The sequence below is a fragment of the Provencibacterium massiliense genome (assembly GCF_900169495.1).
GTDB classification, from domain to species: Bacteria; Bacillota; Clostridia; order Oscillospirales; family Ruminococcaceae; genus Harryflintia; species Harryflintia acetispora.
Genome location: NZ_FWCH01000012.1, coordinates 1,870,755 through 1,893,165 on the forward strand (window position 1 = coordinate 1,870,755; position 22,411 = coordinate 1,893,165).

The window sequence follows — 22,411 nt, forward strand, 5'->3', positions numbered from 1 at the left end:
CGGTCCCGCCCTTTTGAATTGTGTCAACCGGGGATGCTCGAGGAGGAGAGGGGGATCATCTCCCCGGAGGAGGCCTCGGCCGCCTCGCTCTGCACGATCATGCCGGCCGGCTCGGCCTCGGAGGAAGCGAAGTCCTCGTCCTCCTCGGCGGGCGCCGCGTCGTCGAGATAGCGCTCGTACATCTCCTCGAAGCGCTCCCTGGCGTTCCCGGCCAGCTCGCTGACCTTGTCATACTGCTCCTCGGTGCTCTCGTCGCCCCGGTCGAGGTCGATCACCGTGCGGTACTTTTCCTCCTGCCCAACCAGCTCCAGATAGTTGTTCAGCAGGGAGGACAGGGTGTCTATGTCGAATATTTCGGAATGCAGCGGGAAGAGCTGCCCGCGCAGCTTCTGCTGGTACCGCTCCACGATCCCGTCGACCTCCTGGTAGAAGTTCTCGGTCGGGTAAACGTCCACCTGAGTCATCATCCGCGCGCTGGCCGTCTCCAGCTCGGAGCCGAAGGCGGCGATCCCGGCGTCGTACTTCTGATAGAGCGCCTGGCGGCTCTCGGAGCGGTCGCCCCCGGACTCATATTCGGTGTTCTCCTCCCACTCCCGGTCGTCGTAGTAGGAGCGGTTGGCAAACCGTACGCTGTCATTGTAGTAGACATAGTAGGGCCTCCCGGTGGTCTCGACCGCCACGCGCTCGGGCACCCGCAAAATAACGGTGGTCTGCGCCATTCTGCGCAGGCTGCGCCGCAGCAGGTAGGAGGAGGTGTCCGGGTCAAAGAAGGAGTCGTCCCCGATGCGCACCGTGACCACCTGCGAGCTGCCGATGGTCTCCTCGCGGGGTGTGATGGTGTACTCCTTCGCCATCACGCCCTCAACACGCAGGTAGCTGTTGTCGTCCTCCGACTGCTCGACGAGAATTTGATAGTAGTCGCCCGGGAAGTCGATCCGGATCGCATCGGCCTCCTCGAAGGAATAAACCTCGCTGGCATTGAAAAATTGGCTGAATATCTTGTCCCCGTTCGTCAGGAAATCCTTGACGGCCAGCGGGGCCGCCACCACACAGACCAGCATGCTGGCGATCAGGACAAAGACGGATATAATCGTTACCTTTTTAAGCATCGGCCTGTTCCTCCTCTTCATAGTCCTCCTCGTCCCCCTGCACCGAGGGCTCCTCCCCATAGGGTAGGCCGCCGTAGCCGCCGCCCTCTTTGCGCGCGGCGCTGTTGCGGGCCTGATAAGCGGGATTGCGCGCGGAGTTCGGGTTCCTTTGCCGCCCGAAGCAGCTGCGCACCAGCCGCACGATCCAGCGGATCAGGTAGATGATGAGGCAGATCGAAAGCACCGCCCCCGCCAGGCAAAGCAGGATCCCGAAGACCCCCAGCGCCACGAAGCTGCCGGGAAGGGAAACCGTGCCCACCGCCAGGGAGGCCAGCATGAACGCCGCGGCCACCGCGCCGAACACCAGCGCGCCGAACACCATCACCAGCGCCACCCCAATCCCGAGCACTGCGGCGACAAGCCCGGCGATCAGGGCGAGCCCGGCGGGGATGAGCAGGGCGCACACCGGCAGGGCCAAAAGGCAGAGCAGGATGATCAGCAGGGTCTTGATAATACTGATGTCCGAGGCGCGCTGTGCGCTCGCCTTCTCCACTTTTTTCGGGGGCTCTTCCCCTTCGGGCGCCGGCTGTGGTGCGGCGTACCCGTCCGGCTCCATAGGCTTCTCCAAAAAGGACTTGATCTTCTCGATCAGCCGGTTCCAGTAATAGCGCAGGCCATGCCGCTCCTGCGGCGCCTCCTCCTCGTTTTCACTGAGGATCTGCTCGGCCACCATGGAGGGGATCCCCAGGTTGACCGAAATCTCCTCCTCCGTCTTCCCTTCGCTCTTTCCGGCCTCGAAGTACTCGGAATAGTCGCGAAGGATCTCGTTTATCTCACGCGGCGGCAGCTTCCCCTTCAGGGAAAACTCCAGCTGGCTGATATATTCCGCTCTGTTCATAAATCTTCACCCCTCAATAATATTCCCACGATCTCTGAAAACTCGAACCAATCCTTTTTCAGCGCCTGCAAAAACTCTCGCCCTTGGTCGGTGATGGCATAATACTTTCTGGCGGGCCCGCTCGAGCTCTCCCGCAGATAGGTGCGAAAATAGTTTTCGCTCGTCAGCCTGCGCAGGATCGGATAGACCGTTCCCTCGCCGATCTCGGTGTACCGGGCGATGGACTGCACAATTTCATAGCCGTACATGTCCCGCCGGTCAATCAGCGCCAGAATGCACATCTCGATCACGCCCTTGCGAAACTGGGTGTTCAAACAGCTCCCTCCATTCTGCCATGGGTTAGCGTCTCCCGGGGAGACGTGGAACCTTCTGTGTCCCTATCATAGCACACTACTTTGCAATACACAATACCTTTTTTAAAAAAATACTGAAAAATTATACGAAGAGTGGGGAAAACCCATCTCGGGGTTTTCCCCCTCGCGCTGCGCGCGATTCACCCTTTCCCCTTTTTTGAAAGCAAAAGACCGCGGAGGCTTTGCCTCCAAACCTCCACGCAAGGAGCAAGGCCCCTTGCGAATCCCGTTTTGGGCCGCAGTTTTCTGGGTGGGCAATTTTTTCAGCCTCAGTTTTCCGGACTCAAATCGAACAGCTCGATCGCCGCCTGCCGGTCCAGGTTGCGGATATGGTGCCGGTGCTTCTTTTCGGAATAGGAGTAGATCAGCAGGTCGCACTTTTTGTCCAGCGACTGGATGGGGCTTTGGCGCAGGCAGACGTAGGCGATCCGGCTGCGGGGGATGACCACGGTATGCAGGTAATACCCCTCGGAGTAGTGCAGGGTGTAGTGCTCCCCATCCCTGGCGATGCCGGCGGAAAAGTAGTCGATCAGGCGCACAATCAAAAACCAATAGGCCGGGAAGCAGAGCATGAATCCGACCCAGCCGATGAAGGAACCCCAATCCGGAAAGATCCACCGCAGCAGCAATGTCGCTCCCGGGATCAGCACGCAGCCCCAGGAGGGGTCGCCGATAAATTTGAAGAGGGCGCCGGGATTGTGCCAGACCTGGCGCGGCTGTGCGACGAACTCGGGAAAGAACATCCCCAGCGTCTTGCCCACGTCCCGGGTGCGCACGGCGGGGACAACGCTCGAAACATCCTCCTTGCGCTTGGCGTAGCCCACCGCGCTGATGTGCACCGAGCAAAAGCGCAGCAGGAAGCTGAGCACACTCTGGCGGATGTCCAGGTAGTTAATCTGGTCCACCGAGACCGAGTAATCCCGGTTGGTGAAGATCCCGCCGCTGACCTGCACGCAGTCCGCCCGGCGGCGCAGGCAGAAATTCTTATGCCGGATAAAGTTGATGGTGAACGCGATCAGCCAGCCGAAGAGCAGCAGATAGCCCAGCGCCGCCGCCGCGGGCGGAAGGCCGAAGGCCAGCAGCTGGGTGATGTGCTCGAAGGTACCGTAGAGCCGGTCGCTAAATTCGTTGCCCAGCAGCTGTCCGGTCTGGGAAATCAGGGTGGAGAGGAAGAACACCCCGGCAAACGAGCTCGACGAAAAGGCGGCCAGCGCCGCCACATAGAGGCTGCGGGGCCGGTACTGGCGGGTGAGCCTGCCTTCCTCCAGCTCCTTTTTGCGCACGCCGAGGATCCGCTCGGCCTCGCCCTGGCCCACAAAGAGGGAGAAGTCCTCCTGGTCGCTCGGTCCGGCCAGGGTGTCCGCGCGCAGCCGCACCACATGCAGCCACCGCAGATAGAACGGGCGGACCACCGACAGGGTGGAGATCTTTTCCATCGGGATGAACATCCGCTTGCGAAAAAGCACCCCGCGTGCAAAGTAGAGCCCCTTCTTATCACACGAATAAAAGCAGAAGACCCACTGCAGCGTTGAGAGCCCCAGGATCAGCGAGAGGACCAGGATGTCCGCCCAGGCGCCGGCGAGCCAGGCGGCAAAGCCGCCGCCCAGTGCGGTAGCGAAGCCGCGCACCAGCGGGATGACCAGCAGCGCGAGGAAGCGGCGCAGGTTGTGGATCACCATATAGGGGTGGGGCCTGTGGCGGGTATCGCTCACCGGCGCTCCCCCCTCTCCCCCTCCAGCAGCCGCTCGCAGAGGGCGCGCGCGTTTGCCGCCTCCAGGCAGGGCAGGACGATCACCCCGCCCGCCCCGGCCACATAGACCGAGGCGAGCCCGAGCAGGCGTTGCAGCGGCCCGGCGACCGAGGAGACATGCTGGACATTCCCAAGATCGATCGCCTTGAGCCGGTTATAAAACACCCCGCAGTGCACCGCCAAGCTGCCCCCATGGACCCGGTAGCCCAACCGCTGGTACTTGATGGGGTAATAGAGCAAAAACAGCCCCAGAAAGACGCTCACCCACAAAACGGTGAGCGCCGCGCTCCATATCTTTGCGCCGGGGAAAAAGAGGGCGACCAGGAAGGGGCAGGGCAGCGCGCACAGGCACAGGCGCACCCGCCACAGCAGCAGCGCGCGCCGGCCGATCTTCTTTTCCATCCGCTTTTCCTCCTTTTCACCCGGTTATTCTTCGACCTGTTTCATGGTCAGGCTGATCCGCCCGCGCTTTTGGTCCACCTCGAGCACCCGCACCCTGACCACGTCCCCGACGCTCACCACGTCCAGCGGGTGCCGCACGTACCGCTCGCTCAGCTGCGAGACATGCACCAGCCCATCCTGGTGCACCCCGATGTCCACAAAGGCGCCGAAGTCGATGACGTTGCGCACCGTCCCGGTGAGGACCATGCCGGGGGAAAGGTCCTTCATGTCCATCACACCGGTGCGAAGCAGCGGCGGCGGCAGGCTCTCGCGCAGGTCCCGCCCCGGCTTTTGCAGCTCGGACACAATGTCGCGCAGGGTGGGCTCCCCCACCCCAAGGCGGCGGCAGAGTTCTTCGCTCCCGAGGCGCTCCACCCGCCCGGCGAGGTCCGGAAGCCCCCCGGCGCGCAGGTCGTCCTCCCCGCAGCCGCACAGGGTCAAAAGCCCCTTCGCCGCCTCGTAGCTCTCGGGGTGGACGGCGGTGTTGTCCAAAACGTTCTCGCCCCCCGGGATGCGCAGAAAGCCCGCGCACTGCTCGAAGGCCTTCTTCCCGAGCTTTGGCACCGCGAGCAGCTGCCGCCGGGAGTGAAACCCGCCGTTTTCCTCCCGGTAGGAAACAATGTTTTTGGCAAGCGCCCCGCCGATCCCGGCGACGTAGCCCAGAAGGGAATGCGAGGCGGTGTTGAGGTCCACCCCCACGCTGTTGACGCAGTCCTCAACCACCCCGTGCAGGCTCTCGGCGAGCTCGCGCTGCGGCATGTCGTGCTGATACTGCCCCACCCCGATGGCCTTGGGGTCGATCTTGACCAGCTCGGCCAGCGGGTCCTGTAACCGCCTTGCGATCGAAACGGCGCTGCGCAGCGACACGTCGTACTGGGGGAACTCCTCGGCCGCGAGCTTGGAAGCGGAATAGACCGAGGCGCCCGCCTCGCTGACCACCGCGTAGGAGAGCGCACGTTCGGGCAGGGAGGCGATCAGCCCGCTGATAAACTGTTCGGCCTCGCCGGTGGCGGTACCGTTGCCGATCGAGATCACCTGCACCCCGTGGCGGGCGATCAGCCCTTTTAGAATGTTGGCCGCTTCTTCTTTTTTATTCTGCGGCGGGGTGGGATAGACCACCGCCGTGTCCAGAACCTTGCCGGTGGCGTCCACCACCGCGATCTTGCATCCCGTGCGGTAGGCCGGGTCCAGCCCCAGCACCACCTTCCCCTTTAAGGGCGGCCCCAGCAGCAGCTGGCGCAAATTCTTGGAAAATACCTTGATCGCCTCAGCCGCCGCCTGCCCGGTGAGCAGGGCGCGTGCCTCCCGCTCCAGGGAGGGGAAGAGCAGCCGCCGGTAGCCGTCCTGCGCCGCGGTGCGGCAGTACTCCTCGCAGGGGGAACGCCCCTTGATCAGCGCGCGGTAGAGGATGTCCAGCGCCGGCTCCTCCTCGAGCTCAAGCGAGACCTTTAGGAAACCCTCCCTCTCCCCGCGGTCAATCGCCAGCACCCGGTGGGAGGGCAGCTTCTGGATCGGCTCGCAGAAATCGTAGTAGAGGGTGTAGACGCTCTCCTTTTCTTTGTCCCCCACGCTGCGCAGCTTGCCTCTCGTTTGCAGCAGCCGGCGCAGCCTGCCGCGCACCGCCGCATCGTCCGACACCTGCTCGGCGAGGATGTCCAGCGCCCCCGCCAGCGCCGCCCCGGCGTCGGGCAGATCGCGCCCGGGGTCCACATACAGCAGCGCCTCCTGCTTCGGGTCCCGGCAGCCGGGACGCTGCGCCTGCAAAAAGTCCGCCAAGGGTTCCAGCCCCCGCTCTCTAGCGACCGAAGCGCGGGTCTTGCGCTTGGGGCGGTAGGGGCGGTAAATATCATCGAGCTCGGCCAGGGTCGCGGCCGCCCCAATGGCGGCCGAAAGCTCCCCGGTCAGCTTGCCCTGCTCCTCGATTTTCTCGCGCACCTCCTGTGCGCGTGCGCTCAGTGTCCGCAGATAGCGCAGCCGCTCATACAGGTCACGCAGGGCCCCGTCGTCCAGCGAGCCGGTGGCCTCCTTGCGGTAGCGGGCGATGAAGGGGATGGTGTTCCCCGCATCGATTAGGCCGACGGCGGCCTCGACCTGGGGTGCGCGCAGGTGCAGCTCTCTAGACAGCTGTGCGATCAAATCCATGAACATGTCCTCTTTCCGGTTCCACCTCGGTGGAAAGCCTTATCCTTGTAACACCCTGTTATTATAACACAAAGGGCGGCCTATCAAAAGACTTGATAGGCCGCCTGCAAAAAGGTGCGCACTTTCAACAAGAAACAGAGTTCCCAAGGGGGCAAACGGCGCCGATGGCGCCGTACCCCTCTGGCGGGGAGTTTGAGGGCAAGGAGCCCTCATAAATCGTAAAAAGCGTAGGAGAGGGGAATCAAAGCGTCCAGTGGACGGTTTGAGGGGAGAACCCCAAGAGGGGTTCTCCCGCCTTTCCTCTGTCGACAAACTGAGGCGGCCTGTCAAAAGACTTGACAGGCCGCCCCGAAAAACAGATTCCTTAGTAAAGCGGTTTAATGTCCTTCCCCTCGAGCAGGTTCTGGCAGTTTTGCAGGATGGTGTCCGCATAGCCCGCCTTGGTGAAGAATTCTCCGTCCCCGTCGTTGAAGAGGAAGGCCTTGCGGGTCGGGCCCGCGATCAGCTGCACGGTGTTGTGCTCCCGGCTGGCGTCGCGGTAGGCGTATTCGATGGCCAGCAGGATGGCCGCATCCTCCGCCGGCTTCTCCTCGGTGTACTCCTCCGCCGGGATCCCGATCAGGGTCTGATAGAGGGAGCGGAAGAGCTTGGTGTCCACCTCCTGCCCGTTGCAGGTGACCTTGAGCTCATCCCCCTCGCCGCTCATCTCGTAGACGTAGGAGCTCGTCGGGGTGGAGACGGTGAGGGTTTTGATGTCGTCGATGAAGGGGGTGAACAGCAGCGTCGAGATGAAATCGCCATAGCTCATCTCATACCACGGCAGGCCGGAAACCGCAATCTGGTAGACGAGCGGGGTGCCCTCCTTGAGCAGGTAGGCGTTCCCCTCGGCGTCCGGCGCGCTCAGGCGCAGGTTCACCTTGTGCTCGCTCTCCTCCAAATCCTTATAGGTGAATTCGGCGGTGGAGTAGGGTTCGTCGAGGCCGTACTCCTTCATCTGCTCAGGCGTCGGCTCATAGGCCACGATGGCGTCGGCGGTGATGGTCATCAGGTTGGTGAGCGCGTCGGTCCCCTTGTCCGAATCGACCGGGCGCACCTTGGGCGAGGTCATGGTGTACATGGTCAGGCCGTAATTGGCCAGCTCGCTCTCGGCCCCCTCCTCAGCGTCGACAATCTGCATGACCACCGGCTCGCTGCGAAAGCTCCCCCCCAGCGTCACCTTGTCGGGATAGACGATGTTGCCGGTCTGCTGGTAGTTTTCGTCCGGCTGGTTGGTCACCGTCTTGTCCACGAACTCGAAGACGCTCTTCTTGAAGTTCTGCACCTCGGAGGTGGAAAACAGGTAAACGGTGTCCTTGTCCGGGGTCTTGCCGTAGGTGCCGTTGTTCCCCGGCGCGTCGTCGCCCAGCAGCAGGGTGAAGCTGCTGCCGTCGGTGTACTTGGCGCTGACCGTGGCCGAGGGGCTTTGCAGCCCGTAGGTGCCGAGGTCCTCGGGCGACTCGCTCACGGTGGAGGTGGCGCTCAAGGTGGCCATCCGCTTCAGGGCGGTGCCCGCCAGGGTGTTGAGGGGGGCTTCCTGGACCTCGGGGATTTCGTACTGGCTGTCCCCGAGGTTCTTGATGGTGAAGCTGCCCTCCCCGTTTTCGATGGTGACGGTGTCCACATCGTATTCGGTTTTTTCCACGAGGGCCACCGCGGTGGACTCGCTCGAGGAGCTTTCCTCCCCCTCGGGCTCATACTGCATGAGGAAGTAGAGCGCCCCGCCGAGCACGGCGGCGAATACGATACAGACAACGAGAATGATAATTTGTTTTTTCATGGGCCCCTCCGTTATTTATGGCGGCGGCGCAGCCAGATGACGAGGCCGGCGACGATGATCAGGATCGGAATGACGTAGACGAGCACCGCCGAGATGATATTGGCCTGCAGCTGATTGATCCCCAGCTCGCTGCCGCCCAGCTCCTTGGGCGCCACGGTGATCACGTCGGAGCGCTCGGTTAAGGTGTTGAGCATGTTCATGACGTATTCGGCGTTGGCGACCGATTTGCTGTTTAAGACCACGCTCTCGAACGCCGAAACCGCCGAGAAGGCAAAGACGTTGGAGGAAAGCGGCTCGTTCCCCTCATAGCGGGTATAGGTCGAGCGCAGCAGCGCGGGAACCGCGCCGAGGTCGCCCTGCGCGGGCTGCCAGTCCTCGGCCGCGTCCACCGGGCGCACGCAGGCGCTCTCGGAGTATTGCAGCAGGGTGGTCACCTTGCGCCCGCTCTGGGTCTCGTACAGCGCCTCGAGCGGACGGCCGAAGGGCATGGACACCTTGACGCCGCCCGTGATGTCGTCCTGGTATTCGTCCGCCACGTATTCCACGGTGCAGAAGAAGGGGTTGTAATTGAAGACCTTGTTCTGGTCAGTCTCGAGCACCGCGCCCATGCCGGCCCCAATGCCCCAGTCCGCGAGGAACGCGTCGAGGTTCGGGGTCTCCACCGGCTTCTGGGCGTCGGCGGCGTAGATCAGGGATTTTCCGTACTCCTGGTTATTTTCCAGCCACTTATCCAGCTTGTCGAGCATCTCGGCGTCCGGGTCGCGGCCGGGCGCCAGCAGGAAGGCGACGTCGGCCGTCGGGTCCACGTCCTCGGTGGAGAGGTTCTGGGTGACGACCTCGAAGTTGTTCTGCTCGAGCAGCTCCTGCAGCGCCGGCAGCTCGGTCTCGTCGTGGCCGGTGAGGATGCTCACCCTTACCAGCGCATCGCTGGTGACCCCCATGATGGCCGAGGTCATCATCTGCTCAGCCTTGGAGGACTGGATGGTTTGCTGGCCGGTATACTGGTTATAGTTGATGTTGAACATGTCGTACATCGAGATCTTGCGGGTTTTTCCGCCGCAATCCACCACGATGTCGTTGTAGTTGAGCGTCAGGTCCGGATAGCTGGCCGCGAAGGTCGGGTCGGACACGATGTCCACATACTTGATCGTGATGTTCTTGTTGTACTTGGCGTACTGGTCGATCACGTTCTTGACCTGGGAGGAATAGATGTCCCCCCCGCTCTCGAGCTGCTTCTCGTTGGCCAGCACGGTGATGGTGATCGGCTTCTCGATCTCCTTGACAAAATTGGCGCTCGCCTCGGAAAGCTCGAAGGCGTGGTTTTGGGTCAGGTCGATGTTCATCGGGAACTTGTCCACCAGCACCGAGGCCAGCACGTTGACGATAATGACGGCCGCCAGGAAAATCACCGAGATCAGGGTAGAGACGGTTCCGTATTTAAAGCGCTTGGACGTAAATGCTTTTTTCATATCCATATTCATCCACCCCTTCCTCAGCTCCATCTTCTTTTTTCAAACACGCGCACCGTGAAAAAGATAAACACGACGCACACACTCAAAAAGAAGATGACATCGGCAAAATTGAGCACCCCGACCGTAAAGCTCTGGTAACGGCTGGTGAAGGATATCCCCGAGATAACGCTCTGCAACAGCGGGCTTTGCACCACCGAGGTCAGCGCCTCGACGAGCATCAGGGCAAACCCTACCGCGAAGCCGCCCACCGCCGCGATGACCTGGTTCTCGGTCAGCGAGGAGATGAAGGTGCCGATGGCGATCAGCGCGGCGCCCAGCAGCAGCAGGCCGATGAAGTGCCCGAAGATGACCGCCCAATCCGGCGGGGTGAAGGCCGCGATGATGACCCCGAAGACCAGGGTGATGGCGATCCCGATGAAGTAGACGAACAGGGCCGCCAGGTATTTGCCCAGCACCAGCGAAAGCAGGCTGATGGGCGCGGTGAGCAGCGCTTGGTCGGTCTTGTATTTCTTGTCCTCACTGAGCAGTCGCATGGTGAGGATCGGGATCAGGAACATCGAAATGGTGAACAGGTAGCTGAACACATAGGAGAGGTTGGTGCTGTTGGAGAGCAGCGCGGTGCCGAAGAAGTAAAAGCTCGCCAGCGCGTAGAACACCGCGATGTAGATATAAGCGATCGGGGAGGTGAAATAGCTTCTCAGCTCCCGGCGGAAAATTGCGAACATTACGCTTCACCTCCGTTTTCTTCTGCGCCCGCGTCCCCGTCGAGGGAGTCCGCCAGCTCGTGCGCACTCTTAGAGAGCTCCTCCTGCCCCGCCTCGTCCTGCATCGCGATACCCGGCTTGTCGTCCGAGGTCAGCGAGAGGAAGATGTCCTCGAGCGACAGCTCGCTCGAGCGCAGCGCCAGGATCGGCCAGCCGCGGTCCGCGAGCCTCTTAAACATCTCGCGGCGCACGTCGGCCTCGGGCTCGGCCTCGAGGGAATATTCATAGGCGCTGCCCTCGCGCACGCCGAGCTTCTGCACCTCGACCATCGAGGGCAGGCCGCACAGCAGCTGGTAAACGCCGTCCTCCGGCCCGTCTACGCGCACGGTGAGCTTGTGGTCGGTGCTCATGGCATGGGAGAGGTTGTCCGGGGTGTCGTCCGCGACCAGCTTGCCCTTATTGATCACGATGACCCGCTCGCAGACCGCCTGCACCTCGGGCAGGATGTGGGAGGAAAGGATGACGGTGTGCTTCTCCCCCAGCTTCTTGATCAGCCCGCGGATCTCGATGATCTGCTTGGGGTCGAGCCCCACGGTGGGCTCGTCCAGGATCAGCAGGTCGGGGTTTCCGAGCAGTGCCTGCGCCAGGCCCACGCGCTGACGGTAGCCCTTGGAGAGGTTCTTGATGATCCTCTGGTACACGTCGGTGATCTTGACCAGCTCGCAGATTTCGGCGATGTGCGCCTTCTTGGGGAGCTTGCACTTCTTGAGGTCGAACATGAAATCCAGGTATTCCCGCACCGTCATGTCCAGATAGAGCGGCGGATGCTCGGGCAGGTAGCCGATCTTGGCCTTGGCCTTGATCGGGTCGCCCAGTATGTCATGCCCGTCCACCGTGACCGTCCCCTCGCTCGAGGAGAGGTACCCGGTGATGATGTTCATGGTCGTGGATTTCCCCGCGCCGTTCGGGCCCAGGAATCCGAGGATTTCACCGCGGTTGACGGTGAAGGTGATGTCGTCGACAGCACGCTTCTCGCCATATGCCTTGGTGAGGTTTTTGACCTCTAGCATTCTTGTTTTACCTCCTACAAATATACATTCTGTATATTTTATAATGGATTCTACCAAATCCATAAACCAACCATACAAATGATAGCAAATGCTTTCCAGTGATTTGTTACCAAACCTTAAAAAAAATAAAGAAAATGAGGCGCCAAAATTTACAATTCGTGTAGGTTATCCAATCTGCGCGGGGGCCGGTTGTGGGTTTTGCCCACCTGCGCCGAAGAGCCGCAGAAAGTTTTCCCCGAGGATCAGCCGGTTTTGGCCCTCGGAAAGCCCCAGCGCCAGAAAGCGCCGCAGCTCCTCGCGCGGGTCGAAGAGCGGATAGTCGCTGCCAAAGAGGAACCGCTCGTAGCCGAAGCGCTCAAAAAAGGCGATCACACGCTCCCGCGGCAGCGCGAAGAGGGCGGAGCTGGTGTCGAAGCAGAGCCCCTCGCTCGGACGCAGCATGATGGATTCGTCCCAGCGCCGGTAGCCGCCCAGGTGGGCCGCGATGATGGGGCAGCGGGGAAACCGGTCCAGCACCCGCTGCAGCCGCGCAGGGGAAGAGTGGTCCAGCCGGTCGTCCCCGCAGTGGATCAGCACCGGGAAATGATGCGCGGTGCAGTACGCATAAAGCGGATCGAGCCGGGGATCGTCCATATCAAACTGCTGATAATCGGGATGGATCTTCACCCCATGCAGCCCATTCTTTTGGCACTGCGCCAGTATGGCGGGGATGTCCTCGCACCCGGCATGGATGGCGCAAAGCCCAACGAAGCGCCCGTCCGCCGCCTGGCAGCTCTCGGAAATAAAGCGGTTGAGCGCCGGCACCAGCCGCGGTTCATAGGCCGCCGAGCAGACCAGCGAGCGCTCGATCCCGAGCTCCTCCTGCAGCCGCAGCAGGTAGCCCACCGTGCCGGCCTCCCCGGGCTGGGCGAGGCGGTCGTCCATCCGATAGAAGGTCGCGATCTGGCGCAGGGCTTTTTGCGCGATCTTGTCAGGGTAGATATGCGTATGTGCGTCGATGATCCGGTACATGCTCTCGTCTCTTTTCTCGGCCCTGTCCAAACAGGCGCAACAGTACTATTATACACATTTTATGGGCAATTGCAAAACAAAACCGAGGTATACCCCGGTCCTGGGCGGGATATACCTCAGAAAAATCCTATTTTTTATGCCGCTTGGCGGGCTTTTCGCCCTTCCCTTCGTTTGGCCGCGCGCCGCCCTTCTGCACATCCGCCTCCTGCGGCGCCTGCTCATGCGCACCGTCCGACTGTCCGTCTCCGGCCGCTGCAGCCGCCGGCTCTTCCTCCCCGGCGGGCTCATTCGCCCCCTCATTCTGCGCTTGTGCGGCGCGGGGCTCCGGCGTGGCGGCCTTGGTCATCGCTTTTGCGGAGCGGTCCAGCCGCTCGGCGATCCTGCCGAAAATCTGATGTTCGCGCTCGATCAGGGCTTCCTTGACCCTGAACTCGCACAGCGAGCCGTCCTCCTTTTGGCGCACGCGCATAAGGAGCGCGGCGAAGAGGCTGGTCAGCGGCACGCACAGCAGCAGCCCGCACAGCCCCGCGAAGAGGCGCAGCAGCTCGGTGGAAACCCTTTCGTCGCTGATGATCCGCTCATAGGGCATGCCGCCCATGCGCAGCAGCAGGATGAACCCGGCCGCCCAGCCGATCGAGGAGAAGGCGAGGGTGGTCACCACCGGGGAGATGGCGCCGCCTCCGGCACGCATCCCGGCGCCGAACACGCTCTTAAAGTCGCGCAGCTGCCCTTCCCGCGGCTCGGCCCCCAGCGCGGCGGTGCGGCAGACCACCAGAATGGCCCCGACCGAGGAGAGCATGACCAGCGTGCAGAGCGCCCCGCCAAGGTCGATTGCCGCCCCACCGCTGTAGTAGCGGCGCAGCATATCGAGGCTTGCGATCCCCGACAGGCGCAGCAGCCAGTCGGTAAGGCCCACCAGCGCGCCCGCCGCGAGCAGGGCGCAAAGCGCGCCCAGGAGCGCGGCCAGGGTATGATATTTGATCCCATAGAGGATCCAGACACACAAAATCAGGATCAGCGCACAGCAAAGCGCCCCAGCCAGCAGCGGCTGCATGCCGCCCAGCAACAGCGGCACCAGAACGAAGAGCACCGTACACAGCGAGAGCCCTACCGCAAAGACCAGCTTAAGCCCGGCTTTTCGCTTGCAGACCACGATCAACGCCGCCGCGGCCAGCACGCCCGCGATCAGCAGCACCGGCGTGCGGTAAAAGTCGCTGAAGCTCGCCCGGATCGCGCCCGCGTCGTCCCGGTAAAGGGTCAAAAAGACCCGGTCCTCCACCGCCACCGGACGCAGGAACCGGGCGGTCGTCGGGCCCATCGTCTGGGTGCAGAGCACACTGGTGCCGGCATACGGCCCGCGCAGGAGCCTGGCCTCGAACACCCGGGTCTCTTCGCTCTTCTGCGGGAAGAGGTCGGCGGCGATCCCGTCGTCCTCCACGATCGAAACCACCTTCGCCAGGATCGGCTCGCTGAAGCCCTCATCGAGCCCATAGAGCTCCCCAAGGCCGGTGGGCGGGGCCTCATAGACCGCGTAGTCCCCAGGCGCCGCCATGTCCGGGGTGGCGCTGTTTTCCGCCGGCGCCGCCTCGGCGCCGGCGCCGAGGGTGAGCGCAAGGGCGAGCGCAAGGCTAAAGAGCAGGGTACCGATGTGCTTCATGCAAACCTCCATTTCTCACCGGGCGCAGGCCGGCGATCACAAAGCAAGCCCGCAGCGCGGCGTATTTTTCCCGCTTCGGGCCCGGGCTAGCGCCCGGTCAATACCTATTATTATAGGTGCGTTTCCCACAATAGTCAACAAAAGCCCGCAAATTCCCCCTCCCGCAAACCCGCACAGCGTCAAGGGCCGCGGTGGGATAAGATTCCCACCGCGGCCCCTAATCTTCTCGCGGCCTCGCTATTTGGTCAGGGTGCCGGTATCGCTTTTGATCAGCTTGAGGATCTGCTCCTCGGCGCCGGTGTCGGCATTGACGTAAACGAGCATCTCGTCCCCACCGCTCCCGGTGCCGTAAAACTCGTAGGCCAGCACCTCATGGAGCCCCGAGGTGGGGATCAGCGCCAGCTTGTTCTGGCGCACGGTGAGGTTCTGGCTGACCGACTTCTGCGCCTCCTCGGCGCTGAGCTTCGGGGTTCCCAGTTCCCGCTCGCGGTGGTTGGTGATATAGCCGCGCGCGTCGAAGGAGACCACCGAGCCGTCGTCCAGCGCCACCCCCACCTTGACGAGGTCGGTGTAGCAGGTCACGCCGTCCTGGTAATAGGCAAAATTGATGGTCATGATGTTGTTGGACTTCTCATAATAGGTCTTGCGAAGTGACTTCAGCCCCAGCTTGTCGAGGTAGGCCGCCGCGCTTTGCAGGGCCTTATCGTCTTCGATCTTCACTTCCCCTGGGATCCGCCCGTCCACCATATAGTTGAGCAGCCCGCCGTTCTTGGTGACCGAGACCGACTTCTGGCCCGACTGGAAGTTGTAGCAGGGCATCTTGGAAGCCTCGTCCGCCATGTCCTCCAGCGTGTCCGCCGCGACCCCGGCCGCCTTGGCCGCCAGGGAGCGGGCCTGCTCGCGGGTGACCATCGCCTTATGCTTTGTCAGCTCGGGCTCCCGCTCGAGGATATGGTCGGAGAAAGGCCCGTCGTAGATCAACTTCGGGTACCCGGAAAACTCGTCGGACATCTCCTTAAAGCCGGCGGTCTCCACCTGCGCCGCCGGATCGTCCTCGCCCTCGGCGGGCTGATCCGCCCCGTTGCCCACCTGCTGCGCCTCGGCCTGGATCTGCTCGAGCGTCAGCTGGCCCTGGCGCAGCTGCCGCTCGATCCCGGCGAGCTGGTCATTCAGCGTGTAGGCGTAGTCCCGCAGCTTTTTGAAATTTTCCTTTTCCTCGTCGGTGATCTGCTGGTTCTGCTGCACCTTGCGGGTCAGGGCCATCGAGTAGTCCCCCACCTGGGCGAGGAACTTGTAGGTGTTGCCCAGCTCAAACTGCGAGACCGGCAGCGAGGAGAGGGAGGCCTTGGCCGCGCTGGAATCCTTCCACAGCGTGGCGGAAAGTCCCGTCATCTGCGCCGGGGTCCCGGCATACATCCCCTTGTCTAAAGAGACCGAAATGTTCGATACGAAGTCTGCCGCGTCCTGCAGGGAACGCATATAGGTGTATTCCAACTGGCGGCGGTAGAGGTTGCGCTCGTAGCTGGCGTTGGCCGCAAAGGCGACCAGAACCACCGCGGCCGCCGAAATAAACGACGCCAGCCGCACACTGTTTCTTTTGGAAAGCTCGCTCATAAAGGTCCGTCCTTTCAACCAATGTCCCACCGGCCGTATGAGCCGGTTCATCTGGATGTGGTTAGGATTCCCCCCAAAAACAAAATTTATGTAAATATTATCGGGTCGAGGTTTGAAAAATCCGCCGGGATGCGGTATAATAAGCACGATTATAATAGGATAGTATAGCATAAATTAACTAAAAGTAATTTTAATATTAAAATTGCCTTTCTGTAATATCAAAGGAGTTGTTCGCCATGCAGCCCTCCCGCGCGGCCCCAAAAGAGGCGGCCCGCCCCATCTATCTGGACAACGCCGCGACCACTTGTACCGATGGGCGGGTCGCAAGCCTGATCCATGAAATGCTCTGCGAGGAATACGGCAACCCTTCCTCGCTGCACAATATGGGCCTGCGCGCCGAGCGGCGGGTGGCGGCGGCGCGGCGGCAGGTTGCCTCCCTCGCCGGCTGCAGGGAGGAGGAGGTCTGTTTCACCTCCGGCGCGACCGAGGCGAACAACCTCGCCCTGATCGGCGCCGCGCGCGCCAAGGCGCGGCGGGGGCGTCGGATCGTCACCTCACAAATTGAGCACGCCTCGGTTCTCTCTGCGCTGGACTCGCTCGCCGCCGACGGCTTTGATATCGTCAAAATACCGCCCCGTTCCGACGGCACGGTGGACCCCGAGGCCTTCGCCGAAGCGGTGGACGAAGGGACCGTGCTCGCATCCTGCATGCTGGTCAACAACGAGACCGGGGCGCTGTGCGACGTTGCGGACATCGCGAGCCGCTGCAAGGCCAAAAACCCCCAGCTGCTCTTCCACTGCGACGGGGTGCAGGCGCTGGGCAAGGTACCCTTTTCCTTTAAGAAGCTGCCGGTGGATTTGATGAGCTTCAGCGGCCACAAGCTCTTCGCTCCCAAGGGGATCGGGGCGCTGGTGGTAAAGAAGGGGGTGCGCCTGCTGCCTCTGCTTTACGGCGGCAAGCAGCAGGGCGGCCTTCGCCCGGGGACTGAGAACACCGCCTATATCGCTGGGATGGGGCTGGCCTGCGAGCTGGCGCGGCAGGAATTTTCCGCCCGCCTGGCGCAGATGGAACGCCTGCATGATCATTTGCTGAAAAAAATCGCGGAGACCCCGCAGCTTTGCAGCAATTCCCCCTTAAAATGCGCACCTAATATTGTAAACCTCTCGGTGCCGGGAATCCGCAGCGAGACCATGCTCCATTTTTTGGAGGGGCGCGGAATTTACGTTTCGAGCGCCTCGGCCTGCACCAAGGGGGCCAAAAGCCATGTGCTCGCCGCCATGGGGCTGCCCGACCGCCTCGTCGACAGCGCGCTGCGCCTGAGCTTTTCCCCCGACACCACCGAGGAGGACCTCGACTTGACCATTGCCGCCCTCTGCGAGGGGGCAAGCTCCCTGGCGCGGGCCTGACGGCGCCAGTCGATTCATGAAATCAACCGGGCAGGAGGAACCCCTTTGAAAGAAATATTGCTGCTCAAGGAGGGCGAGATCGCCCTCAAGGGACAGAACCGGTCCTCGTTCGAGGACCTGCTGATCAAAAACGCCAAGCGGCGGCTGCGCGCGCTCGGGCCCTTTTCCTATTTCAAGGCCCAGTCCACCATCTACGTCACCCCCGAGGACGACGGGATCGACATGGACGAGGCCTTCGAGGTAGCGGGCAGGGTGTTCGGCGTGGCGGCCTACTGCCGCGCCTGCGTCGTCGAAAAGGACTACGGAGCCATCTGCGAAGCGGCGCGGGAGTATCTGGCCCCCGCCCTGCGCGCGGTCAAGACCTTCAAGGTCGAGGCCAAGCGCTCGGACAAAAGCTTCCCCATGCGCTCGCCTGAAATCTGCCGGGAGCTGGGCGGCTTTCTGCTGGAGAGCTTCCCGCATCTTCGGGTGGATGTGCAGAACCCCGACGTGGTGGTGATCGCGGAAATCCGCGAGCGGGGGGCCTACCTGCACGCCGGACAGCTGCCGGGGGCGGGAGGGATCCCGGTCGGGAGCTCGGGGCGTGCCGGGCTGCTCATCTCGGGCGGGATCGATTCCCCGGTCGCTGGCTACATGATGGCCAAGCGGGGCTTGGAGCTTTCGGCCATCCACTTTGAAAGCCCGCCCTACACCAGCGAGCGGGCCCGGGAAAAGGTGATGGCCCTGCTGCAAAAGCTGGTGCCCTACTGCGGGCGGATCAAGTGTTATGTGGTGCCCTTCACCAAAATCCAGGAGGAGATCCGCAAAAACTGCCCCGAGGACCTGTTCACCATCATCATGCGCCGGTATATGATGCGCCTGTCCGACCGGATCGCCAAAGAGGGCGGCCTCTCGGCCCTGGTCACCGGCGAGAGCCTGGGGCAGGTGGCCAGCCAGACCATGCTCGCCATGGCCTGCACCGGCGCCGTGACCGACCTGCCCATCTTCCGGCCGGTCATCGGGATGGACAAAAACGAGATCGTCGCCATCGCCCGCAAAATCGACACCTTCGAGACCTCGATTTTGCCGTACGAGGACTGCTGCACCGTCTTCACCCCGCGGCATCCGCGCACGAGGCCGAAGCTGGAGATGGTCGAGCAGGCCGAGCAGGCGCTGCAGGGCGGGGCGCTCGTCGAGGAGGCCTTCGCCGCCACCGAAACGGTCTGGATACGGGAACTATAAGACACCATGGCACAGACAGATAGATAAAAAAGTTTAAGGGAAGTTACTCCACATTCACGAGGAGGTGCATGGCGCAATGATCGCTGAAATTATCGGTGTGGGCACAGGCCCTATGCTGCGCGACATCGTCAACGCGGATTCGCAGATGTTATCCCGGGAGCTCTCGCTGCTCGGGATCGAGGTGCGTTATCAAAGCGCGGTTGGCGCGAGCAAGCAGGGACTGCAGCAGGCGATGGCCGAGGCGCTGCGGCGCAGCGATGTGATCATCACGACCGGCGGGCTCGGTATGGAGCCCACCGATTTTACCAAGAAAACCATCTGTAAGGGGCTGGGGATCCCGCTCGAGCTGCACCCGGAATCCTTCGCGCGGGTGCGCGCCTACTACGAGGCGGCGGGGTGTCCCATGCCGCCCGAGGCGCAGGAGCAGGCCAATCTGCCCCAGGGGAGCGTTGTCTTCCCCAACAACACCGGCCTGGCGCCAGGGTGCGCCATCTCAGCGGGGGACCAGTGTATCATCATGCTGCCCGGACCTCCGGACGAGATCGTCCCGATGTTTCTCGACTACGTCTACGCCTATCTCGCGGGCTTCACCCAGGCGGTGGTGGTCAGCCGCACGGCGCGCATCTTCGGGCTGCCCGACCACCAGGTGGAGCAGATGCTCGGCGACCTGATGGGCAGCCGCAATCCCGTGGCGGTGGTTTACCAGTGCTGCGGCGAGGTGCTGGTGCACGTTTCGGCGCGGGCCAACACCAAGGCCCAGGCGGCCAACATGTGCACCCCGCTGCTCAAGGAGGTCGTGAACCGCCTGGGCGACTATGTCTATGGGATCGACATCTCCTCTCTGCAGCAGGCGGTCGTCACCCACTTAAAGCAGAAGGGGCTTCACATTGCGGTGGCCGAGGCCTGCTCGGGCACGCCCCTGACCCAGAAGCTGAATATGGTGCCGGGCGCCGGCGCGGTCTTCGAGTTCGGCGTTTCGGCCTATGCCAATCGGGTCAAGCACGAGGTGCTTAAAGTCCCGGAAAAGCTGATCAAGAAGTTCGGCGCGGTCAGCGACCAGGTGGCGGTACATATGGCCTGCGGCGCGATGGACGCGGGCAGCGCCGACATCGGCGTGGCGGTCACCGGGGTGATGGGCCCGCAGGCCGATGGGGGGCGCCCGGTCGGGCTCGTCTACATCGCGGTCTGCAACAAGGACAGCGTGGTGGTGCGCAAGCTGAGCCTTTCGCCTGAGCGCAGCCCGGCCGAGCTGCAGGATCAGGCGGCCATGCACGCGCTCAACCTGGTGCGCCTGATCCTCGACTACGACCCCGAGCCCTATCCCGGGGCGGTCCCGCTGGGCGCGGCGCTCAAGGGGAAGGCCGAGCTCTGCGACGAGGCGGCAGGAGCCGCCGCGGCCGTCATCCCCGAGGCGGGGCGGCGCGCCAAGGGCGCCAGAAAGGCGGCCGGACCGGGACGGCGCCGCTGGTACCATGTCATCCTCCCCTGCAAGGGGGACGGCGCCTTCGACGTGATCCGCAAGCTGCTCGTGATCGTCTTTTTGGGAGTGTTCGTGGGCTCGAGCATCTATATCGGCAGCTACTACTACGAGCGCTTTGCCACCAAGAGCCTCTACCAGTCCCTGGCCGACCTGATCGACAGCGGCAAGGACCCCGGCGACGTGGACGGCTATCCCGAGGAGTACCAGCCGAAATTCGCCGCCTACTGGGAGCAGAACCGCGATTTTAAAGGATGGCTTTCGATCGACGGCACCCAGGTCAACTACCCGGTGGTCCAGGCCGCCGACAACGACTATTACCTGCGCCGCGACTTCGAGCGCAAGGACAACCAGCACGGCGTGCCCTTCCTCGACTATGAGGTCGAGCTCGATCCGCAGAGCGACAACGCGATCATCTACGGCCACAACATGAAGGACGGCCAGATGTTCGGCGAGCTGCTGGGCTATAAGGATGTGGAGTACCTCAAGGAGCATCCCATCATCCACTTCGACAACGTTTACGAAAACGCCGATTATAAGGTGGCGGCGGTCTTCCTGGCCAGCACTGAGCAGGACCACGGGCCGAAATTCCGCTATGAGCAGTTCGTCAACGCGGCGAGCGACGAGGAATTCATGGACTTCGTCGACCAGATCCAGATGCGCTCGATGATCAACACCGGGGTGGATATCGAAGAGGGCGACAAGCTCTTGACCCTTTCCACCTGTTCCTACGAATTCTGGGAGGCCCGCTTCGTGGTGGTCGGACGCAAGGTGCGCGACGACGAGGACAGCGAGGTGGACACCTCCAAGATCGAGGTCAATCCCGAGCCGTTGATGCCCGACGTGTACTACGAAGTCACCAAGAGCCAGAAGCCCGCCAAATATGAGGGGATGGGCGCCTGGGCTCCCTCGAACAGCAAATCCCGCACCACCCCCACCAGCGGCGGGGTGATCAGCGGCACCGAGGGCGGCGCGGCCGGGCCCGCCGGGCCGGTGGCCGCGCAGGACCCGAGCTCCTCGTCCAAGGATGAGGAGGAATCCAGCTCCTCCAAGGAGGAGTCGAGTTCCTCCAAGGAAGAGAGCTCCTCCTCGGCCGCCAGCAGCTCGTCCAAGGCAGAAAGCTCCTCCTCGGTGGTGAGCAGCTCCTCCAAGGCACAGAGCTCCTCCTCGGCGGTGAGCAGCTCCTCCAAAGCCAGCAGCTCGTCCAAGGCACAGAGTTCCTCGACCCCCGACCTTAAGCTCAGCAATTCGTCCTCCTCCAAGGATGACGAGGACGAATCCAGCAGCAGCGGCGTGACCCCGCGTCTCAACGTGAAGGGCACCAGCGCCGGCAAGAGCTCGTCGTCGGAGGATGAGGACGACGAGGACGAGGACAACTGGTGGGACGACAACGAGGATGATGAGGACGACGATGAAGACAAGTGGTGGGACGATTTCGACGTCTACACCTACGATGCGGACGACGACATCACCGTGCAGGTGAACGGCAAGGACTACAAGGCCCCGGCCGAAGAGGTGATCGGGCGGATCGTCCTGGCCGAGATGGGCAAGAGCTTTGACACCGAGGCGCTCAAGGCCCAGGCGGTCGCGGCCTTCACCTACATCAACTACTACGGCTCCCGCGGGCAGAAGGCGTCGGTGACGCTGGACAAGAACGCCAGCATCCCCTCCAAGATCAAAAACGCGGTCGAGGAGGTCATCGGGGAGCAGATCCTCTACGACGGCAAGCCGATCAACGCGGTCTACTTCGCCTCCTCGGCGGGGGCGACCAACAACGCCGAGGACGTCTGGGGCTCGGAGGTGGAATACCTCAAGAGCGTGGACAGCGACGAGGACGTGCCCGAGAAGATCGTGCGGATCAAGCGCACCACCATGAGGGAGCTGTTGGACAAGCAGGGGATCAGCACCAAGAAGATGGACGACGAGGACGAGTGGTTCGACGATTTCAAGATGTGCGACAACGACCTCTACGTCGACACCCTCAAGGTCTGCGGAAAGAAGAAGACCGGGCGTTGGGTGCGTGAAACCCTGCTGAGCATGAAGATCCCGTCCACCGCCTTCGAGGTGTATTACGACAGCTCGGACAAGGTGTTCGAGTTCACCTGCTACGGCAACGGTCACGGCGTGGGCATGAGCCAGATGGGCGCGCAGGAGATGGCCGAGGACGGCGACAGCTACCGCGACATCCTGCGGCATTACTATTCCGGCTGCCGGGTGCGGTAACGAATTACGGTAACATTAAAACGGGGAGCGGCGAAGCCGCTCCCCGTTTTCCACCGGTGCGCCTGTTT

At 62.4% G+C, this 22,411-nt stretch carries 16 protein-coding genes; 3 read left to right on the forward strand and 13 right to left on the reverse strand.

Annotated features, from left to right (window positions below; genetic code table 11):
* Nucleotides 1–23: 23 nt before the first annotated feature.
* From B5477_RS14080 to ypeB, 13 genes are all read right to left on the reverse strand, one after another.
* The gene (locus B5477_RS14080; RefSeq protein ID WP_079700266.1) at nt 24–1,109 is read right to left on the reverse strand and encodes a hypothetical protein; all 1,086 of its coding nucleotides are present in this window, start codon (nt 1,107–1,109) and stop codon (nt 24–26) included.
* A complete protein-coding gene (locus B5477_RS14085) occupies nt 1,102–1,986 on the reverse strand; it encodes a DUF1700 domain-containing protein (RefSeq protein ID WP_079700267.1) in 885 nt (294 codons plus the stop codon). The genes B5477_RS14080 and B5477_RS14085 overlap by 8 nt, the downstream gene beginning before the upstream one ends.
* The gene (locus B5477_RS14090) at nt 1,983–2,300 is read right to left on the reverse strand and encodes a PadR family transcriptional regulator (RefSeq protein ID WP_079700268.1); all 318 of its coding nucleotides are present in this window, start codon (nt 2,298–2,300) and stop codon (nt 1,983–1,985) included. The genes B5477_RS14085 and B5477_RS14090 overlap by 4 nt, the downstream gene beginning before the upstream one ends.
* Nucleotides 2,301–2,608: 308 nt before the next feature.
* Nucleotides 2,609–4,051 carry a PH domain-containing protein gene (locus B5477_RS14095; protein ID WP_079700269.1) on the reverse strand — a complete coding sequence of 481 codons (1,443 nt, stop codon included), beginning with the start codon at nt 4,049–4,051 and terminating at the stop codon, nt 2,609–2,611.
* Nucleotides 4,048–4,491 (reverse strand): PH domain-containing protein, encoded by a 444-nt coding sequence (locus B5477_RS14100; RefSeq protein ID WP_079700270.1) that lies wholly within the window; start codon nt 4,489–4,491, stop codon nt 4,048–4,050. Before B5477_RS14100 ends, B5477_RS14095 begins: the two co-directional genes overlap by 4 nt.
* A gap of 24 nt (nt 4,492–4,515) precedes the next feature.
* Nucleotides 4,516–6,672, reverse strand: a complete 2,157-nt coding sequence (locus tag B5477_RS14105; RefSeq protein WP_079700271.1) for a Tex family protein — start codon at nt 6,670–6,672, stop codon at nt 4,516–4,518.
* 364 nt (nt 6,673–7,036) lie between these two features.
* Nucleotides 7,037–8,488, reverse strand: coding sequence for a DUF4340 domain-containing protein (locus B5477_RS14110; protein ID WP_079700272.1), 1,452 nt, complete (start codon nt 8,486–8,488; stop codon nt 7,037–7,039).
* Between the two features lie 11 nt (nt 8,489–8,499).
* The gene (locus B5477_RS14115; protein ID WP_159449067.1) at nt 8,500–9,957 is read right to left on the reverse strand and encodes a GldG family protein; all 1,458 of its coding nucleotides are present in this window, start codon (nt 9,955–9,957) and stop codon (nt 8,500–8,502) included.
* 23 nt (nt 9,958–9,980) lie between these two features.
* Entirely contained in the window at nt 9,981–10,685 is a 705-nt protein-coding gene (locus tag B5477_RS14120; RefSeq protein WP_079700274.1) for an ABC transporter permease, read from the reverse strand.
* Nucleotides 10,685–11,734: an ATP-binding cassette domain-containing protein gene (locus B5477_RS14125; RefSeq protein WP_079700275.1), complete on the reverse strand. Its 1,050-nt coding sequence runs from the start codon at nt 11,732–11,734 to the stop codon at nt 10,685–10,687. The genes B5477_RS14120 and B5477_RS14125 overlap by 1 nt, the downstream gene beginning before the upstream one ends.
* A 165-nt stretch (nt 11,735–11,899) precedes the next feature.
* The gene (locus B5477_RS14130; protein ID WP_079700276.1) at nt 11,900–12,745 is read right to left on the reverse strand and encodes an amidohydrolase family protein; all 846 of its coding nucleotides are present in this window, start codon (nt 12,743–12,745) and stop codon (nt 11,900–11,902) included.
* A gap of 127 nt (nt 12,746–12,872) precedes the next feature.
* Nucleotides 12,873–14,402: a YibE/F family protein gene (locus tag B5477_RS14135; RefSeq protein WP_159449068.1), complete on the reverse strand. Its 1,530-nt coding sequence runs from the start codon at nt 14,400–14,402 to the stop codon at nt 12,873–12,875.
* Between the two features lie 237 nt (nt 14,403–14,639).
* Nucleotides 14,640–16,016: a germination protein YpeB gene (gene ypeB / locus B5477_RS14140; protein WP_159449069.1), complete on the reverse strand. Its 1,377-nt coding sequence runs from the start codon at nt 16,014–16,016 to the stop codon at nt 14,640–14,642.
* 236 nt (nt 16,017–16,252) lie between these two features.
* On the opposite strand from ypeB, the gene B5477_RS14145 reads away from it, so the two are divergent.
* From B5477_RS14145 to srtB, 3 genes are all read left to right on the forward strand, one after another.
* Nucleotides 16,253–17,422: a cysteine desulfurase family protein gene (locus B5477_RS14145; RefSeq protein ID WP_079700279.1), complete on the forward strand. Its 1,170-nt coding sequence runs from the start codon at nt 16,253–16,255 to the stop codon at nt 17,420–17,422.
* Between the two features lie 45 nt (nt 17,423–17,467).
* Nucleotides 17,468–18,643: a tRNA uracil 4-sulfurtransferase ThiI gene (thiI, locus tag B5477_RS14150; RefSeq protein ID WP_079700280.1), complete on the forward strand. Its 1,176-nt coding sequence runs from the start codon at nt 17,468–17,470 to the stop codon at nt 18,641–18,643.
* 76 nt (nt 18,644–18,719) lie between these two features.
* Complete coding sequence (gene srtB / locus B5477_RS14155) at nt 18,720–22,343, forward strand: class B sortase (protein WP_079700281.1); 3,624 nt, start codon at nt 18,720–18,722, stop codon at nt 22,341–22,343.
* Nucleotides 22,344–22,411 lie beyond the last annotated feature (68 nt).

Bases quoted from the DNA above. Each gene is read 5' to 3' on its own strand.
- B5477_RS14125 (WP_079700275.1), bottom strand. From the start codon at position 11,734: ATGCTAGAGGTCAAAAACCTCACCAAGGCATATGGCGAGAAGCGTGCT.
- B5477_RS14105 (WP_079700271.1), bottom strand. From the start codon at position 6,672: ATGGATTTGATCGCACAGCTGTCTAGAGAGCTGCACCTGCGCGCACCC.
- B5477_RS14115 (WP_159449067.1), bottom strand. From the start codon at position 9,957: ATGAAAAAAGCATTTACGTCCAAGCGCTTTAAATACGGAACCGTCTCT.
- ypeB (WP_159449069.1), bottom strand. From the start codon at position 16,016: ATGAGCGAGCTTTCCAAAAGAAACAGTGTGCGGCTGGCGTCGTTTATT.
- srtB (WP_079700281.1), top strand. From the start codon at position 18,720: ATGATCGCTGAAATTATCGGTGTGGGCACAGGCCCTATGCTGCGCGAC.
- B5477_RS14145 (WP_079700279.1), top strand. From the start codon at position 16,253: ATGCAGCCCTCCCGCGCGGCCCCAAAAGAGGCGGCCCGCCCCATCTAT.
- B5477_RS14135 (WP_159449068.1), bottom strand. From the start codon at position 14,402: ATGAAGCACATCGGTACCCTGCTCTTTAGCCTTGCGCTCGCCCTTGCG.
- B5477_RS14085 (WP_079700267.1), bottom strand. From the start codon at position 1,986: ATGAACAGAGCGGAATATATCAGCCAGCTGGAGTTTTCCCTGAAGGGG.
- B5477_RS14080 (WP_079700266.1), bottom strand. From the start codon at position 1,109: ATGCTTAAAAAGGTAACGATTATATCCGTCTTTGTCCTGATCGCCAGC.
- B5477_RS14130 (WP_079700276.1), bottom strand. From the start codon at position 12,745: ATGTACCGGATCATCGACGCACATACGCATATCTACCCTGACAAGATC.
- B5477_RS14110 (WP_079700272.1), bottom strand. From the start codon at position 8,488: ATGAAAAAACAAATTATCATTCTCGTTGTCTGTATCGTATTCGCCGCC.
- B5477_RS14120 (WP_079700274.1), bottom strand. From the start codon at position 10,685: ATGTTCGCAATTTTCCGCCGGGAGCTGAGAAGCTATTTCACCTCCCCG.
- B5477_RS14100 (WP_079700270.1), bottom strand. From the start codon at position 4,491: ATGGAAAAGAAGATCGGCCGGCGCGCGCTGCTGCTGTGGCGGGTGCGC.